The 16,405-nt window shown below is 42.9% G+C and carries 19 protein-coding genes; all 19 read left to right on the top strand.

Annotated elements, in window-relative coordinates:
- Positions 1 to 7 precede the first annotated feature (7 nt).
- Complete coding sequence (locus GQF01_RS05465) at positions 8 to 1,120, top strand: protein-glutamate methylesterase/protein-glutamine glutaminase (RefSeq protein WP_161405835.1); 1,113 nt, start codon at positions 8 to 10, stop codon at positions 1,118 to 1,120.
- 54 nt (positions 1,121 to 1,174) lie between these two features.
- Positions 1,175 to 3,250, top strand: coding sequence for a chemotaxis protein CheA (locus GQF01_RS05460; protein ID WP_161405834.1), 2,076 nt, complete (start codon positions 1,175 to 1,177; stop codon positions 3,248 to 3,250).
- Positions 3,251 to 3,277: 27 nt separating this feature from the next.
- Positions 3,278 to 3,739, top strand: a complete 462-nt coding sequence (locus tag GQF01_RS05455) for a chemotaxis protein CheW (RefSeq protein ID WP_161405833.1) — start codon at positions 3,278 to 3,280, stop codon at positions 3,737 to 3,739.
- Positions 3,740 to 3,775: 36 nt separating this feature from the next.
- The gene (locus GQF01_RS05450) at positions 3,776 to 4,363 is read left to right on the top strand and encodes a chemotaxis protein CheC (protein ID WP_202556162.1); all 588 of its coding nucleotides are present in this window, start codon (positions 3,776 to 3,778) and stop codon (positions 4,361 to 4,363) included.
- Positions 4,360 to 4,854, top strand: a complete 495-nt coding sequence (locus tag GQF01_RS05445; RefSeq protein WP_161405831.1) for a chemotaxis protein CheD — start codon at positions 4,360 to 4,362, stop codon at positions 4,852 to 4,854. The genes GQF01_RS05450 and GQF01_RS05445 overlap by 4 nt, the downstream gene beginning before the upstream one ends.
- Complete coding sequence (locus GQF01_RS05440) at positions 4,854 to 5,288, top strand: hypothetical protein (protein ID WP_161405830.1); 435 nt, start codon at positions 4,854 to 4,856, stop codon at positions 5,286 to 5,288. Before GQF01_RS05445 ends, GQF01_RS05440 begins: the two co-directional genes overlap by 1 nt.
- 19 nt (positions 5,289 to 5,307) lie before the next feature.
- On the top strand, positions 5,308 to 6,096 hold the full coding sequence (locus GQF01_RS05435; protein ID WP_161405829.1) for a FliA/WhiG family RNA polymerase sigma factor: 789 nt from the start codon (positions 5,308 to 5,310) through the stop codon (positions 6,094 to 6,096).
- 33 nt (positions 6,097 to 6,129) lie between these two features.
- Positions 6,130 to 7,539, top strand: coding sequence for a DUF342 domain-containing protein (locus GQF01_RS05430; RefSeq protein WP_161405828.1), 1,410 nt, complete (start codon positions 6,130 to 6,132; stop codon positions 7,537 to 7,539).
- 19 nt (positions 7,540 to 7,558) lie between these two features.
- Positions 7,559 to 7,882, top strand: a complete 324-nt coding sequence (locus GQF01_RS05425) for a hypothetical protein (protein WP_161405827.1) — start codon at positions 7,559 to 7,561, stop codon at positions 7,880 to 7,882.
- Between the two features lie 36 nt (positions 7,883 to 7,918).
- Complete coding sequence (locus tag GQF01_RS05420) at positions 7,919 to 8,488, top strand: hypothetical protein (RefSeq protein ID WP_161405826.1); 570 nt, start codon at positions 7,919 to 7,921, stop codon at positions 8,486 to 8,488.
- Positions 8,481 to 8,999, top strand: a complete 519-nt coding sequence (locus GQF01_RS05415; protein ID WP_161405825.1) for an endolytic transglycosylase MltG — start codon at positions 8,481 to 8,483, stop codon at positions 8,997 to 8,999. Before GQF01_RS05420 ends, GQF01_RS05415 begins: the two co-directional genes overlap by 8 nt.
- Before the next feature lie 238 nt (positions 9,000 to 9,237).
- The gene (rpsB, locus tag GQF01_RS05410; protein ID WP_145656420.1) at positions 9,238 to 9,936 is read left to right on the top strand and encodes a 30S ribosomal protein S2; all 699 of its coding nucleotides are present in this window, start codon (positions 9,238 to 9,240) and stop codon (positions 9,934 to 9,936) included.
- Positions 9,937 to 10,043: 107 nt separating this feature from the next.
- A complete protein-coding gene (gene tsf / locus GQF01_RS05405) occupies positions 10,044 to 10,694 on the top strand; it encodes a translation elongation factor Ts (protein WP_161405824.1) in 651 nt (216 codons plus the stop codon).
- A gap of 87 nt (positions 10,695 to 10,781) precedes the next feature.
- Positions 10,782 to 11,507, top strand: a complete 726-nt coding sequence (gene pyrH, locus GQF01_RS05400) for a UMP kinase (protein ID WP_145656416.1) — start codon at positions 10,782 to 10,784, stop codon at positions 11,505 to 11,507.
- A 3-nt stretch (positions 11,508 to 11,510) separates the two neighbouring features.
- Complete coding sequence (frr, locus tag GQF01_RS05395; protein WP_157321196.1) at positions 11,511 to 12,065, top strand: ribosome recycling factor; 555 nt, start codon at positions 11,511 to 11,513, stop codon at positions 12,063 to 12,065.
- Between the two features lie 94 nt (positions 12,066 to 12,159).
- The gene (locus GQF01_RS05390) at positions 12,160 to 12,903 is read left to right on the top strand and encodes an isoprenyl transferase (protein ID WP_161406443.1); all 744 of its coding nucleotides are present in this window, start codon (positions 12,160 to 12,162) and stop codon (positions 12,901 to 12,903) included.
- Positions 12,904 to 12,987: 84 nt separating this feature from the next.
- Positions 12,988 to 13,782 (top strand): phosphatidate cytidylyltransferase, encoded by a 795-nt coding sequence (locus GQF01_RS05385; protein WP_161405823.1) that lies wholly within the window; start codon positions 12,988 to 12,990, stop codon positions 13,780 to 13,782.
- A gap of 24 nt (positions 13,783 to 13,806) precedes the next feature.
- Positions 13,807 to 14,952: a 1-deoxy-D-xylulose-5-phosphate reductoisomerase gene (locus GQF01_RS05380; RefSeq protein ID WP_161405822.1), complete on the top strand. Its 1,146-nt coding sequence runs from the start codon at positions 13,807 to 13,809 to the stop codon at positions 14,950 to 14,952.
- A 172-nt stretch (positions 14,953 to 15,124) separates the two neighbouring features.
- A complete protein-coding gene (gene rseP / locus GQF01_RS05375) occupies positions 15,125 to 16,384 on the top strand; it encodes an RIP metalloprotease RseP (RefSeq protein ID WP_161405821.1) in 1,260 nt (419 codons plus the stop codon).
- Positions 16,385 to 16,405: the final 21 nt, after the last annotated feature.

Below are 16,405 nucleotides of genomic sequence, written 5' to 3'. Positions count from 1 at the left end.
AAACAGCATGGCACTATATAACATACTAGTTGTAGATGACTCCGTCTTTATGCGAAAAATAATAAGCGATCTGATTTCAGATAATCCTCAGTATAACATCATTGGAACAGCCAAGAACGGACAAGAAGCTATTGAGCAAGTGAAGCTTTTGCGACCTGATGCCGTCACAATGGATGTAGAAATGCCTGTGATGAATGGTCTGGATGCGTTACAGCGCATTATGGCTGAGCAGCCAACTCCGGTAATTATGATTAGCTCCTTAACCGAGGAAGGGGCATCAGAAACGATTAAAGCGCTTGAATGGGGTGCTGTCGACTTTATTCGAAAGCCATCGGGTTCCATCTCTTTGGACTTATATAAAGTAAAGCAGCTGCTGCACGAAAAGCTGCAAATGGCTGTTCGAACCAAGTTGAGATCATTTCAGCCCATTCAACCAGCTCTCGTGACACCGAGAAGCCATATAACAACGCCTCAACTTAATAAAGTCGGTATGTTGAAGCAGCTAGACACGAAGAAACCTTTAGCGGAAAGTTCAACGAATTTTGAGCATCTTGTTGCAATTGGAACTTCAACAGGTGGTCCACGAGCCTTACACCAAGTGATATCGAATATCCCTGCGGGGTTTCCTGCTCCAATCCTAATTGTTCAACATATGCCGCCTAATTTCACGAAGTCATTAGCTCAGCGTTTGAATGACATCTCTCAGATCCAAGTTGTTGAAGCAGCGGAGGGAGATGTGCTCAAAACGGCAACGGCTTATGTGGCACCTGGAGGTTGGCATATGATTGTATACAAAGATGTTAACAAAACCTACAAAATTAAACTAACAAAAGATGATCCTCGTTCTGGCCACCGTCCTTCGGTGGATGTCATGTTTGAGTCCTTGCTTGGCCTGAATGAGTTGAAGAGGCACATCGTTCTGATGACGGGGATGGGTAGCGATGGTGCGAGAGGAATGCTTTCCTTGAAGCAATCGGGAGCAGTGACAACCATTGCCGAGTCCGAAGAAACGTGTGTCGTTTATGGTATGCCACGAGCTGCTGTAGAAATGCAGGCGGCTATGTATGTAGTTCCACAGCAAAGTATTGCTGCCCGCTTGACGCAATGTGTACTTCCTTAAATGATGGAGCAAAGCAAGCAAGCTATTTAAAGATTCTATTGGAGGTGTGTGGTTTTGGAACTTAGTCAATATTTATCCATGTTTATCGATGAGTCGAAGGAACACTTGCAATCTTTGAATGAGAACTTACTAAGTTTAGAAAGCAACCCTCAAGATATTAGCATTGTACATAATATTTTTCGTTCTGCACATACGTTGAAGGGCATGTCTGCAACAATGGGATTTGAGGATATCGCTTCTCTCACACATGAAATGGAAAACGTTCTGGATTTGGTCCGTAACAGTAAAATCGAAATGAATCCTTTCATATTTGATTGTATATTTAAAAGTTTAGACTCACTAGAATCTATGGTAGAGGACATTATTCAAGGCGGTACTGGCAAAGCTGATGTCACTCCGATTGTAGCTGCTCTACGATCCATTGTGACTGGTGAATACAAAACAGCTTCCGCAACAGTAGCTGCAGCAGTTAAGGAACCAGCTAAGGGCATTGAAGTAGATGAGTTTCAATTTTCTATCCTTCAGCAATCTATTGATGCTGGTTTTCTTGTTTTTTACATAGAAGTTAACGTCAATGAGAACTGTGTCTTAAAAGCCGCGCGTGCTTATATGGTTTTTGATGCCTTGGAGAGAATGGGTGAGGTCGTCAAAGCGACACCGTCTGTTCAAGAGATTGAGCAAGAGAAATTTGATCGCTCATTCTCGCTTTATTTTATATCACAAGTTGACCAAGCAACACTAGAAAAAGAGATTCTTAGCGTTTCAGAGATTGAATCAGCTGTAATTATTACGGTAGACTCTGAGTCATTGGTCGAGTTATCTCATCCTCGCAGTGAAGTTGAGGCAGCAAGACAAGAAATCGCTGCCGCTGTAGCTGCTGTTGAGGTGCCATCTCCTGCAGTTGCTGTTGTGAGCACACCGACTGCGGTAGAACCAGCGGCTGCAGCTTCGAAACCGACAGCTGGCGGCGCACCTGTTGCAAGCCGTACAATTCGCGTGGATATCGAGCGGCTAGACGCATTGATGAATCTTTTTAGCGAATTGCTGATTGATCGTGTGCGATTGGAGCAGCTGGCAAGTGAAGTTAAGCGCAATGATTTGACCGAAACTGTTGAACACATGTCAAGAGTAAGCAGTGATTTGCAAAATATTGTTCTAAAACTTCGCATGGTGCCTGTCGATTCCGTATTCAATCGCTTCCCGCGGATGATAAGGGATTTGGCGAAATCTCTAGATAAGAAAGTAGATTTAGTGATAACTGGTGCAGAAACCGAATTAGACCGCACTGTTATTGATGAGATTGGTGACCCGCTTGTCCACTTGCTGCGCAATGCTGTCGATCATGGAATTGAGTCAATCAGTGATCGTCTAGCTGCTGGAAAAAGTGAACATGGAACCATCCAACTTCGTGCCTTCCATAGCGGTAATCATGTATTCATTGAGATAGAAGAAGATGGAAAAGGCATTTATAGAGAGAAAGTATTAAAAACGGCTCTGAAAAATGGGCTTGTCACGGCTGAGCAGGCTGCAAAGTTGACGGATAAGGAAGTTTACAACTTACTGTTCGCTTCAGGCTTCAGTACAGCCGAAAAAATTTCTGATATCTCTGGTCGAGGCGTGGGACTTGATGTTGTGAAAACCAAGATTCAAATGCTAGGTGGACATGTACAAGTCGACTCAAAGCCTGGTGTAGGCAGTAAATTCTCAGTTCAGCTCCCGCTCACACTTTCTATTATTTCGGCTATGTTAGTTCGACTTGGCAGTGAGAAATATGCGATTCCGTTATCTTCGATCGTGGAAACTTCTGCGATTCAGAAGAGTCAGATCCGCAACATACATGGTAATAAAATGGTGGATTACCGCAAATCAGTTATTCCTCTAGTATCTTTGAGTACATTGTTTGAAGTGCCGGATTTCAATGAGGATCTTGAAGAGGAAACAGAAATTGTCGTTGTTCGCAAAGGGGACAAACAAGTTGCACTGATGGTTGATGAGTTTATTGGCCAGCAAGAGATTGTTCTCAAAACATTAGGCAAGTATTTAACAGGACTGTTTGCTATCTCAGGCGCTACGATTCTTGGAGATGGGCAAGTAGCTTTGATTATTGATCCAAACGCATTGATTAAATAACTACATAATTCTAAGGAGGATATTACAATGGGAGAAGAAAAAAAAGTAATTGTCTTCGCACTTGGAGCGGAAGAGTATGGCGTGGAAGTCGAGAAAGTCAGAACGATTGAAAGAATGCAGCCTATGACGCGTGTTCCCAAAGCACCTGATTTTGTTAAAGGTGTAATTAATCTGCGCGGTGTTGTCATTCCGATTATCAATCTGCGCTCACGTTTTGGACTTGAAGAGCAAGCGATTTCAGATGCTTCTCGTATTATCATCGTATCAGCAGGTGAATTTGAAGTGGGCTTGATCGTAGATTCAGCTAATGACGTTATTGACCTGGATACGGATAACATTGATACTCCACCAGAAATTGTTGGCGGCATCAAAGCGAAGTATCTCGATGGGATTGCGCGCGTCGGTGAGGAAAGATTGCTAGTTCTGCTTAATTTAGAGCAGGTTTTAAACCGCGACGAAATTCTTCAGTTAGAAAGATTAGGGGAATAGCTTGTGGACGTTTTTAGCCAATTAGCAGAATTTCAAATGGACGTTCTCAAGGAAGTTGGTAATATAGGCGCGGGGCATGCTGCTACCGCCCTATCTACGCTATTGGATAAACCAATTGATATGCTTGTACCCAAAGTCAGGATGCTTCCTTTTGAAGAAATTTGTGAAAGTGTTGGCGGGGCTGAGACGGTTGTTCTTGCCATTTTCTTACGGGTAGAAGGAGACGCTCCAGGAAATATGTTCTTTATTCTCAATTTAGATGCTGCCAAGAATATGCTGCGGGATCTGATTGGATTGAAAATTGAAGATCAAGAAGAGTATTCGGAGCTAGAGTTATCGGCTTTAAATGAAATTGGCAACATTCTTGCAGGTTCTTATCTTTCTTCTCTTGCTGATTTTACTAACTTGAACATGCAGCCTACAGTGCCAGCATTAGCAATCGATATGGCAGGTGCCATATTAAGTTATGGTTTATTGCAATTTGGCCAAATGGGCGATCAGGCACTCCTCATCGATACCAAATTTTTGGAAGGGGAAAATGAAGTACAGGGACATTTCTTCCTAATTCCTGATCCGGAATCGTTTGGCAAAATATTTTCGGCATTAGGAGTAGATTCTTCATGACCCAGGATAATTTGATTAAAGTTGGCATGGCTGACTTGAATGTAGCTCACCTTACAGGTGTGTTGAAAACTACAGGTTTAGGCTCATGTGTAGGCGTTACGCTTTATGATAGCCGCGTGAAAGTAGCTGGTATGGCACATGTCATGCTGCCATCCTCAGAAATTGCCCGCGAAGGTTCCTTGAACATTGCGAAATATGCGGATACCGCAATACCTGAGTTGATCGCCAGAATGGAGCAGCTGGGTGCCAGCATTAGTAAGCTTGAAGCTAAGCTCGCCGGCGGCGCTCAGATGTTTGCATTTGCTGGAAATAATGATACGATGAGGATTGGCCCGAGAAATGTAGAATCTTGTAAAGAAATGTTGAATAAATACAGAATTCCAATTCGTGCAGAGGATACTGGAGCGAATTACGGCCGAACGATAGAATTTCACAGTGAAACCGGTATTCTAGTCATTCGAAGTGTCCAATTAGGAGTGAAAGAAATTTAATGATGATTGGTACCATTCGGATAAATTTCGTAGTAGCAGGGTTGGCAGGTTTATTTACTTTTGGATTATCCATTGGCCATAACTTGTTGTTAACTTCCTGTCTAAAAAGTGTTTATAGTTTTCTTATTTTATTTATTCTTACCTTTGGCTTTCGATGGGTACTAGGCCTAATGATTGGGGCTGAACATGCAGCAAGCCAATCCCAAGATGCGAATATGACGCCAGATTCATCGGTTGGTCAAACGTTGGATATGACGACTCCAGAAGAAGATGAGGAAACACGTGAATTGTTGAAAGCTAACTTAGGCAATAATCATGCGCCGTCATCAGCTGACATGCAATTTTCACCACTGAATCCACCTAAGTTAGTCACCAAGAATAATCTGGACCCTGAACAACTGGCGGGTGCCTTAAGGCGAATGTCAGAAGACTAAGGATGGTGAAACGTAAATCATGATCGAACAAAAGCAATCACAACTAGCGAATTTCGACTTATGGAAGCAGTGGAAAGAAGAAGGCTGGGTACCCGCTAAGCAGGCACTGATTGAGAGTTACTTGCCTTTAGTCGATTATGTTTCTGGACGTCTAGCCATTGGACTACCCAAAAGCGTCTCGAAAGAGGACCTGTCCAGCTATGGCGTGATGGGTCTTATTGATGCCGTGGAGAAATTTGATTATGCCCGCGGATTACAATTTGAAACTTATGCATCTTGGCGAATCCGAGGCTCCATCATCGATGGCCTAAGGCAAGGAGATTGGGTCCCGCGCTCTGTTAGAGAAAAGGCCAAAAAGGTTGAAGATGCCTACCAAAAGCTTGAACAACAGTATCTTCGTTCTGTGACGGATGCCGAGATCAGCGCATACTTGCAGGTCAGTGAGCAAGATTTCCAACAGATGCTTCAAGATATTTCTATTACGACAGTGTGTTCGATTGATGATCCAATTCGGGAAGAAGATTCGGAAACGCGGCTCTCCTTGCTTGTTGATGAAAAAGCCAAAAATCCGGAGTTTCAAGTGAACGAGTTTTATCTCAAAGAATCGCTTGCCAAAGCTATTGAACGCTTAACGGAAAAGGAACGTACCGTGGTTTCGTTATTTTATTTCGAGGAACTCTCTTTAAGTGAAATCGCTGAGGTTATGAGCCTTTCTCCTTCACGCATTTCACAACTGCATTCAAAAGCGATACTTCGGTTAAAGGGTGTACTTAGCCGATTTAAGAATCAGCTGTTTCAAGATACTTAATATAAACTTGCTTAAGTTGAAGGGTGGAATTCCATGCTTGAGAGGAACATGCCTTTAGATTATTACATCAGTATTTCCATCTCGGATGATAAATTGTCAGCATTTTTACTTATTAATAATATAGATGATACTTTAATAGTAACAGCTGCTCAATTGGAAGAATTAGTTCAGAAAAACCGGATTATACATGGATTGAATCGACCATTGCTAGCTCAAATAGCTGCGAATCCTAAATCTTTTTATCAACAAAAGTTAATTATCGCTACAGGGACAAAGGCAGAACTAGGTGCAAACGGCTATATTTCTTATATTTTTGATTTTGATGAGAATGACAAAAAACCTCAAGAGCTGGATGACGGCAGGGTAAATTATAAAGAAGTGGTATCCCTACATAATGTAAGAAAAGGACAGCTTATTGGGGAGCGATTCTTGGCTACCGAGGGCACTCCGGGACGTGCAGTAACCGGTGAGACGATTTTTACGAAAGCTGGGAAAGAAGCTCGTTTTAAAATAGGAAAGAATGTTATTGCAGACGCCGAGCAAAAGGGGCTTTATGCTCTGATTGATGGGATGGTTGTCAAAACAGATCGAGATAAGATTAACGTATTTCCTGTGTATGAAGTCAATGGAGATGTAGATTATCATATTGGAAATATTGATTTTATCGGTACAGTTGTTGTCCGTGGTAATGTTTTGCCTGGATTTAAAATCCGTGCTGCGGGCGATATTCGCGTCACTGGAGGCGTAGAAGCCGCAGAGCTTGAAGCAGATGGCTCGATTGAGATAAACGCTGGTATTGTAGGTCAAAATAAAGCCTACGTGAAAGCCGGTAAAAATGTAAAAAGCTCTTTTATTCAAGATGCGACCGTTGAAGTGTTAGGTGAATTAAAAGTTTCACAAAGCATAATGCATTCAACTATTCGAGCTGGCAAAGCAGTTAGCTGTAATGGTGCTAAGGGACTTATCGTAGGCGGCACGATACAAGCAGGAGAACGTGTGACTGCACGTACAATCGGGAACTCCATGTCAACCACAACTGTCATTGAAGTTGGTGTATTGCCTGAACTCCGGAATGAAATGATACATTTGCGCAATCAGCTGCGGGTATTTATGGAGAATTTGGACAAAACGGATAAAGCTCTTTCACTGTTGGATTCATTAGCTGCTGCTGGACAACTTACTCCAGATAAATTAGCTATGAGAGTTAAGCTGAATCATACGAAAAAGCAAAGTATTGAAGAGCAAAATACGATCAAGGAACGTATTCTTGAAATAGAAAAATCTTTAGAAGACTCTGAACAAGCGAAGGTTGAAGTCTTGTCGACCGTCTACGGTGGAACGAAGATTGTCATTGGCCGTTACACGAAGTTTATCAAAGATTCGACTAACCGCATGACGTTCCGCTTGAGCGACGGAGATATTTCAATGAGTGCTTATGTGTGAGTGAAGGAGTGAGCAGGCGATGAGTTTGAAAGCCATCGATTTACAGTTCGCTGTGCACAAAAATGATGAGGCTGGGATTCGCCAAAATCAATTGATGCAGAAACCTCGCCAAGATGAGACGATTTTAGAGAATCAGTCTGCTCAATCTACAGAGAGAGACAGACACCGCAGCAGTAAGCTTGAGGAAAGTGCTAGAACTGATATTCATGATCACGGTGGGAAGAAGCAACAGATGGCTGAGAGGAAGTCTAAGGATAAAAAGGCTTCGTCCACAGCCTCATCTGAACCTGAACATCAACCGAATCATCCGTACAAAGGACATCATATTGATTTATCCTTATAATGCGTTATTTCATTGAATAGGAAAAGGTGAACATAAGTGGCTATGCAGCCGTGGATGTATGTCGTGCTTTTAGGGCTGGTAGTGATTGTTTATGCACGTTTTCTGCCAAAGGAACAAGTGGCATCTTCCGATAAGATGACTGTCGTTCAGGAGATCGAGGAAACGATAGAACACTTTGCCGCGGAGATGGATGAGCAGAATCAATCGCTGCTTGATCTATTTTCGAAGACCAAACAAGATTATGAGGTTGAGCTTGCGAAACTGGCAGGCAGGTTGGAAACTTTGGAGAAGCAGAAGCATGAGCTGTCACAAGAGTTGACTAAAGTGCATGTCAAAGATCAAGGAACTTTAACTTCGTTTGAGGAACAGCAGGCAGCCGAGGGAGAGACTCAGATCATGAATTCTACTGTGGTCCTAGAGCCACCTGTTTTGGAAGAAGAGCCAGTTTATGCAGGTTTGAGTATGAAAAGCCGATATGCTGAGCTATTTACTTTGCATGATCAGGGTAAAGGCGTCGAAGCTATTGCTAAGAAATTAGGGATGAATAAAGGTGAGGTTAGTTTGATCCTACAGCTTTCCCGACAGGAGGAGCAGACCCGTGCTTAGGAATCGTTCGTATATTTTAGGTATTGGAACAGGGATCATTGTTGGGGCCTTGCTGCTGCAAATGATGTCAGTTCGGGCGAGCGCACCGGGCAACTCTGGATTAGCTCTTGATGAAATGGATCCTCAGAAGTTGAAAGAGGAAGCTGCTAAGTATTATCAAGTATTTGATTTAGGCACAAAAATGTATACGCAAGCAGAAATGGATGCATCTGTTCAAAAAAAGGTGAAGGAAGAAGCGGACAAGTTAGCCGCGGCTAAACCTCAAGAGCAGCCTCAAGAGCAGTCGAAAGTAGAAACGGTAGTTAGAACGGTTATCTATGTGCAGCCTAATCTTGATGCAACGGCTGTTAGCGAGCTTCTTGTGAAATCCGGTCTTATTAGCGATCGCAAAGCATTTGCCACTGAACTTGAAAAGCAAGGTGGGAACACCAAGTTGCAAGTTGGCTCCCACGTTTTTGAAGGGCCGATGGATATGCAGAAGGTTGTATTGAATCTCATAACAAAGCAGTAGTAGACACTCAAATTGATCTATATTTTGAGGTCTTTTTTTATTAAAAGATCCTTATTTCAACACGAAAATACGTTATCGACAAAAGGTTGCATAGGGATTTCAGTTGTGGTATATTTATTCACGGTGTTAAAAACTCACGCCAGTCAATTTGTATATTGGTGCTTACATTGGTAAGTTATATGCAAAGATGCGACAGGCGGCGGATACCAAATAAACCATTTTAGAGGAGGGATTGGGGATGGCAGTTATCTCCATGAAACAGCTTTTAGAAGCTGGCGTACATTTCGGTCACCAAACACGTCGTTGGAACCCGAAAATGGACAAGTACATTTTCACAGAAAGAAACGGAATTTACATTATCGATCTACAAAAAACGGTTAAAAAAGTTGAGGAAGCTTACAACTTTGTTAAATCCGTATCTGAAGATAATGGTACAATCCTTTTCGTAGGAACTAAAAAACAAGCTCAAGATTCCGTTGCTGAAGAAGCAGAACGTTGCGGAATGTACTTCATCAACCAACGTTGGTTGGGTGGTACGCTTACTAACTTCCAAACAATTCAAAAACGTATTGACCGTTTGAAAACTCTTGAAAGATGGGAAGAGGACGGTACATTCGAAGTTCTACCTAAGAAAGAAGTTATCATTCTCCGTAAAGAGAAAGATCGTCTTGAGAAATTCTTGGGCGGAATCAAAAACATGAAATCCTTGCCTAGCGCACTATTCATTATCGATCCACGTAAAGAGCGTATTGCTGTTGCAGAAGCTCGTAAATTGGGTATCCCAATCGTTGGTATCGTTGATACAAACTGTGATCCGGACGAGATCGACTACGTGATCCCAGGTAACGATGATGCGATTCGTGCAGTTAAATTGCTTACAGCGAAAATTGCTGACGCAGTTATCGAAGCACACCAAGGCGAACAAACAACAGCTTAATTTATAGGAATGAGAAAAGGGTGGTTGGAAGGTGTAACAGCCTGTCACCACCCTTTTTTTAAAGCAAAGGCGTTACATATTAAACCATAAACGGGAGGTTTCTTTCAATGGCAGTTACAGCAGCACAAGTGAAAGAATTACGTGAAAAAACAGGCGCAGGAATGTTGGATTGCAAAAAAGCGCTTGAAGAAGCAAATGGTGATATCACAAAAGCTGGCGAATTGCTTCGCGAGAAAGGTCTTTCCGCGGCAGCTAACAAAGCAGGTCGTATCGCAACTGAAGGCGCAGTAGAATCTTACATCCACGCTGGAGGTAAAGTTGGTGTTCTTGTTGAGATCAACTGTGAAACTGACTTCGTAGGTAAAACAGAACAATTCAGAACTTTCTGTAAAGATATCGCTATGCATATCGCAGCGGCTAACCCAACTTATGTTCGTCGTGAAGAAGTGCCAACAGAAGCTTTGGAAAAAGAAAAAGAAATTCTTCGTAACCAAGCTCTTAACGAAGGCAAACCAGAGAAAATCATTGACAAAATGGTTGAAGGACGTATCGGTAAATACTACGAAGAGTTCTGCTTGATGGAGCAACAATTCGTTAAAGATCCAGACAAAACGATCGACCAATTGTTGAACGAGAAAATCGCTGCAATCGGCGAGAACATCTCCATTCGTCGTTTCGTACGTTTCGGTCTTGGTGAAGGCCTTGAGAAGAAACAAGAAAACTTCGCAGAAGAAGTTATGTCCCAAGTTAAACTATAATAGCTATTTCAAAAAGATGGAACACTTGGTGTTCCTTCTTTTTTAGCCAATAAGTTTGTTCATGCATGGAAACGGAGGTTATACAAGTTGGGTCAACCTTTTTATAAAAGAATAGTGCTCAAATTGAGCGGCGAAGCTCTGGCAGGACAGCAAGGGTACGGCATTGATTCAGAAGTCATTACCTCCATCGCCCAGCAAGTGAAAGACGTTGTTGAATTAAACGTGGAAGTCGCTATCGTTGTAGGTGGCGGCAACATCTGGCGAGGTATCGCCGGCAGCGAAAAAGGTATGGACCGTGCGACTGCGGACTATATGGGGATGCTTGCGACCGTGATGAATTCCTTGGCTCTACAGGATGCTTTGGAAAATATAGAAGTGCCTACAAGAGTACAGTCATCCATTACGATGCAACAAGTGGCAGAGCCCTACATTCGCAGAAAAGCGATTCGTCACCTAGAAAAGTCGAGAGTTGTCATTTTCGCGGCGGGTACAGGGAATCCATACTTCTCTACAGATACGACAGCGGCATTAAGAGCAGCTGAAATTGAAGCGGAAGTCATTCTCATGGCCAAAAATAAAGTGGATGGCGTTTACTCCGCAGATCCATTCAAAGATCCAACAGCTAAGAAATTCGAAACGTTGACCTATATGGAAGTTATCAGTAATAATTTAGGTGTCATGGACTCAACCGCATCTTCCCTATGTATGGATAACAACATCCCGTTAGTGGTGTTCAACATTACAGAAAAAGGGAATATTAAACGAGTGGTCCTTGGCGAGAAAATTGGGACTACAGTTAAAGGGAGTGTCTAATCGATGCCACAAGCAGTGAAAAAGAACGCAGAAGACCGGATGGATAAAGCCATCGGCGCACTTAAAAGAGACCTAACTTCGCTACGTGCTGGTCGTGCTACGCCTTCTTTATTGGATCGTATTCAAGTGGAATATTACGGAGCAATGACACCTGTGAATCAACTAGCGAATTTAACTACTCCTGATTCACGTACTTTGCTTATTCAACCGTGGGACAAAAGCTCCATGTCTTCTATTGAGAAAGCAATCATGAAGTCCGATTTGGGCTTAACACCATCTAATGATGGTATCGTAATTCGAATTGTGATCCCGGCATTGACGGAAGAGCGTCGTACGGATCTTGTTAAAATGACCAAAAAATTCGGCGAAGAAGCCAAAGTGGCTATTCGTAATATTCGCCGCGATGCGAATGACGAGATCAAGAAGCTTGAAAAAGCAGGGATCTCGGAAGATGAATCCCGTAAGCATCAAGAAGATATCCAGAAGTTTACGGATAAATTCGTAGCTGAAGTTGAAAAAGTTTTGGCTGCTAAAGAAAAAGAAATCATGGAAGTATAAGATAGATATGCCCCCGGGTAGTCGCTGGGGGTTTTTCATCTTTCCCTAGTTGGGAGGAACAACTGTGCTCAAGCGATTTAAGCAATGGTTCGGAATGAAAGATCAGCAAGCATCTGCTGCTATACCAGAAATTGAATTGGACAAAGTGCCAGCGCATGTCGCTATCATTATGGACGGAAATGGCCGCTGGGCGAAGCAAAGAGGTTTGCCACGCGTAGCCGGGCACCATTCCGGCATGAAGAATGTAAAGAAAATTACGATGGCAGCTAATGAGATCGGTGTTAAAGTATTGACGATGTATGCTTTTTCCACGGAAAATTGGAAGAGACCCAAGGAAGAAGTGGAGTTTTTGATGAAGCTTCCACAAGAGTTTTTTCCTTTGGAAATTGAAGAGCTAATCGAGAATAATGTTCGTATCCGGATGACGGGTTGGAGAGAGGGCTTGCCTGACTATACATTAAACGCTATAGAGGGAGCTATCGAACGGACAAAAAATAATACAGGACTCATTTTGAACTTTGCCTTAAACTATGGTGGACGTAAAGAAATGATTGCTGGTGTGCAGGATATGATTCGTGATGTTCAAAGCGGCAAGCTGCAGACCGAAGAGCTCGACGAAACTCGTTTTTCATCGTATATGCTTACTTCAGATCTACCAGATCCCGATTTGTTAATTCGCACGAGCGGTGAGTTGAGACTTAGCAATTTTCTGTTGTGGCAATTGGCTTATTCAGAGCTTTGGTTTACTGATGCTTATTGGCCGGAATTCACAGAATCTTTATTTTTGCAGGCCATCGCGGAATACCAACGCCGTGGGAGAAGATACGGAGGACTGTAAGTGATCCTTTCGATTTCTCCTTAACGGTGGCGGTTTTAACGAATTGCTGCCGGATTTGAAGTTGTTCATCTAGGAGGATTCAACTTGAAACAAAGGATCGTTACAGGGGTTATTGCTGGGCTTGTTTTTATTACGCTGTTAGTATTAGGCGGCTACTGGTATGCAGGTTTAATCGTACTGCTTTCGATTCTTGGCTACCGGGAATATTTGCAAATGAATGGCTACATGAAGTATAAGTTAACAAGTGCTGTTGGATTAATAGCACTGTTGTATATTACAATTCCTTGGGAATTCGTTGGGATAAGCTCTCCAATTTCCACAAGTGCGATCATTTGGTTTGCTATGTTTTTACTTTTATTTATAACGGTAGCTTCGAAAAATAAAATCACAATTGACCAAGTATCGGTCATTTTGTTAGGCGTTGTCTATATTGCTTTTGGCTTCTATTATATGATCGCGGCACGTTTAGCAGAGCACGGCTTGTTTTGGACAATCCTAGTCTTCGTCTGTATTTGGGCTTCGGATTCTGGTGCATATTTCGTTGGCTCCAAGCTGGGCAAGAATCTTCTGTGGCCTCAAATTAGTCCTAAGAAATCAATCGAAGGCGCAATTGGCGGCGTTGTTATTTCTATGATCGCAGCGTTCATATTTGCTTGGTTTGCCCCGGAATTACTGGGGTTTGGCAAAGCGTTGGCACTTGGTTTTATCATTGCTGTTGTTGGACAAGTAGGCGATTTGATTCAGTCTGCGTATAAGCGTGTTAAAGGAATCAAAGATACGGGAACCTTATTGCCCGGTCATGGCGGTGTGCTGGATCGGATGGATAGTTGGTTAATTGTGTTTCCATTTGTTTATTTGATTGGAATAATACCTATGTAATTGTCATGGGCGAGGTGCTTAGTCATGAAACGGATTGCCATTTTAGGATCAACGGGGTCTATCGGTACACAAACCTTAGATATCGTTCAACATGCCCCAGAGAAATTTCAAGTTGAAGCTTTATCTGGTGGCTATAATACGAAGTTATTGATTGAGCAAGCTAACCAGTTCAAACCGAAACTTGTTTCCGTTGCAACGAAGGAATTAGCAGACGAAGTTCTGATGAACGTATCGGCGGGCACGAAGGTTGTCTACGGTGAAGAAGGACTTATAGAAGTTGCCGCAGCGACAGACGCTGATTTAGTCGTCACTGCTTTGGTTGGAAGCCAAGGTTTAAGGCCGACACTTGCTGCAATAGATGCTGGTAAACACATCGGACTTGCGAACAAGGAAACGCTAGTGAGTGCAGGGCACATTGTAACAGAAGCTGTACGTAAAAAAGGTATCGCTGTGCTGCCTATTGATAGTGAGCATTCAGCGATTTATCAATGTCTAAACGGTGAAAACAGATCGCAAGTTTCCAAAATTACAATAACAGCATCTGGCGGTTCCTTTCGCGAGCGTACTCGCGCTGAACTAGAGGGTGTTACCGTTGAACAAGCCTTACAGCATCCGAATTGGTCGATGGGCGCTAAGATTACAATCGATTCAGCCACGATGGTGAACAAAGGTTTAGAAGTCATTGAGGCACACTGGTTATTCGACCTGTCTTATGATCAAATTGATGTTCTGATTCATCCGGAAAGTGTCATTCACTCCTATGTTGAATTTGTGGACAACAGCATCATTGCTCAACTTGGCAACCCCGACATGCGTGTTCCGATTCAGTATGCATTAACGTATCCTGACAGATACACGACACCGACTAAGAGGCTTGATCTGGCAGCGATTGGTAAACTGCATTTCCGTGAGATGGATTATACAAGGTACCCTTGTTTACGGATGGCATATGAGAGTGGTAGACAAGGTGGAACGACACCGACGGTTTTCAATGCAGCTAATGAAATGGCTGTTGCTCGTTTCCTCAAAGGGGAAATCACTTTTCTACAAATTGAGCAAGTCATTGAAGCAGCGTTACAGAAGCATGAGTCTTATTCTAATCCTGAGCTGGATCTCATTCATGAGCAGGATCAATGGGCTAGATCATTCGCGGAGTCTATTCAATTTTAATGCGTTAAGAGCTTAAGTCAGTGCGTGTGGCTCGGCTCTTTTTTTCTCTGGTGACAGGTACGTCTAATTCATTCTCCCTGCTCGTATACTGTGCTAAACGGGCATAGCTTGTATTCAGCGGTTCAATAATGGTAATCTAAGAACATGCTGTCCATGAAGGAGGAAATACGACTTGTCAGCCATAGAAGTTGGATTGAAGGTTATATTGATGTTTTTCGTTCTTGTTTCGATTCATGAATGGGGGCATTTTTACTTTGCAAAACGCGCAGGCATCTTAGTTAGAGAGTTTGCCATCGGTTTTGGACCCAAGATTTTCTCATATAAAAAAGGGGAAACTCGCTATACGCTTCGCTTACTACCGATCGGCGGTTTTGTTCGGATGGCTGGAGAAGATCCGGAAATTGTTCAAGTGAACCCTGGACAAACCATTGCCATTAAATTAAATAAACAAAATGAAGTGTCTTCCCTTTTTCTCGATCAATTAGACCGTCGCTCCAATGTTATTTTGGGTGTTGTGGAACAAATAGATCTAGAAAGAACGCTACAAGTTTCGCTCGATGTGGATGGAGAAAGAGTAACTTATCCCATTGACCGTGAAGCGATGATGGTTACCAAAGGAGTCGAAACACAGATCGCGCCATACGATCGGCAATTCGGATCAAAAACGGTTGGAAAACGGGCGATTGCAATTGTAATGGGACCTGTGATGAACTTTCTTTTGGCGATCGTGTTGTTCCTAATCGTTGCAATCATGTCTGGTGTCTTTACGAATGTAAAGCTGGATTCCGTGCTTGCCGGTAAGGCGGGAGAGAAGGCAGGTTTGCAAAAAGGCGATATTATCATCTCGATTGATAATCAGCCGATTGGCGATGACCGCGAGAAACTGGTAACGACGATTCAATCATCTGCCGGGAAGCCAATGACTTGGGTAATCGACCGCGCTGGGAATCCGCAGACTCTTCAGGTAACACCAGAAATGGAAGCCGGTTCAGGCAAATTAGGTGTTGTGATCTCAGGTGACCGAAGAAGTGCTTCATTTGGTGAAGTAATAAGTGGAACTTATGAGCAAGTTGTTGGGACAACAATCGGAATTGTAACTGGACTGCAGAAGCTAGTGATGCTGCAATTTAAACTCGATGATTTAGGTGGTCCTGTTCGAACAGCTCAAGTGTCTGCCCAATTTGCCCAAATGGGAATAACTGTTTTTCTCTCGTGGATGGCTACATTAAGTTTATATCTTGGGATATTTAACTTGTTGCCGATTCCTGCTCTTGATGGAAGCAGACTGTTATTTATGGGGCTAGAGGCACTACGCGGGAAGCCCATTGATCCCAACCGGGAGAGCATGGTTCACTTTGTCGGGTTTGCGCTGCTCATGCTGCTTATGGTGGCCGTAACGTATAATGATATTTTACGTTTAATTAAGGGATAGTTCTAATGATCTAGGAGGGTT

Origin of the sequence: Paenibacillus silvestris (assembly GCF_009882985.1) — a bacterium.
Taxonomy (GTDB): domain Bacteria; phylum Bacillota; class Bacilli; order Paenibacillales; family NBRC-103111; genus Paenibacillus_E; species Paenibacillus_E silvestris.
Note: the sequence above shows the minus strand (reverse complement) of the source record. Positions and strands in the feature narration are given on the sequence as shown.

What these genes read in the sequence shown, in the direction of transcription:
- GQF01_RS05465 (WP_161405835.1), top strand. Translation starts at nt 8, where the DNA reads ATGGCACTATATAACATACTAGTTGTAGATGACTCCGTCTTTATGCGA.
- GQF01_RS05455 (WP_161405833.1), top strand. Translation starts at nt 3,278, where the DNA reads ATGGGAGAAGAAAAAAAAGTAATTGTCTTCGCACTTGGAGCGGAAGAG.
- GQF01_RS05450 (WP_202556162.1), top strand. Translation starts at nt 3,776, where the DNA reads ATGGACGTTCTCAAGGAAGTTGGTAATATAGGCGCGGGGCATGCTGCT.
- GQF01_RS05445 (WP_161405831.1), top strand. Translation starts at nt 4,360, where the DNA reads ATGACCCAGGATAATTTGATTAAAGTTGGCATGGCTGACTTGAATGTA.
- GQF01_RS05440 (WP_161405830.1), top strand. Translation starts at nt 4,854, where the DNA reads ATGATGATTGGTACCATTCGGATAAATTTCGTAGTAGCAGGGTTGGCA.
- GQF01_RS05435 (WP_161405829.1), top strand. Translation starts at nt 5,308, where the DNA reads ATGATCGAACAAAAGCAATCACAACTAGCGAATTTCGACTTATGGAAG.
- GQF01_RS05430 (WP_161405828.1), top strand. Translation starts at nt 6,130, where the DNA reads ATGCTTGAGAGGAACATGCCTTTAGATTATTACATCAGTATTTCCATC.
- GQF01_RS05425 (WP_161405827.1), top strand. Translation starts at nt 7,559, where the DNA reads ATGAGTTTGAAAGCCATCGATTTACAGTTCGCTGTGCACAAAAATGAT.
- rpsB (WP_145656420.1), top strand. Translation starts at nt 9,238, where the DNA reads ATGGCAGTTATCTCCATGAAACAGCTTTTAGAAGCTGGCGTACATTTC.
- tsf (WP_161405824.1), top strand. Translation starts at nt 10,044, where the DNA reads ATGGCAGTTACAGCAGCACAAGTGAAAGAATTACGTGAAAAAACAGGC.
- frr (WP_157321196.1), top strand. Translation starts at nt 11,511, where the DNA reads ATGCCACAAGCAGTGAAAAAGAACGCAGAAGACCGGATGGATAAAGCC.
- GQF01_RS05390 (WP_161406443.1), top strand. Translation starts at nt 12,160, where the DNA reads ATGAAAGATCAGCAAGCATCTGCTGCTATACCAGAAATTGAATTGGAC.
- GQF01_RS05380 (WP_161405822.1), top strand. Translation starts at nt 13,807, where the DNA reads ATGAAACGGATTGCCATTTTAGGATCAACGGGGTCTATCGGTACACAA.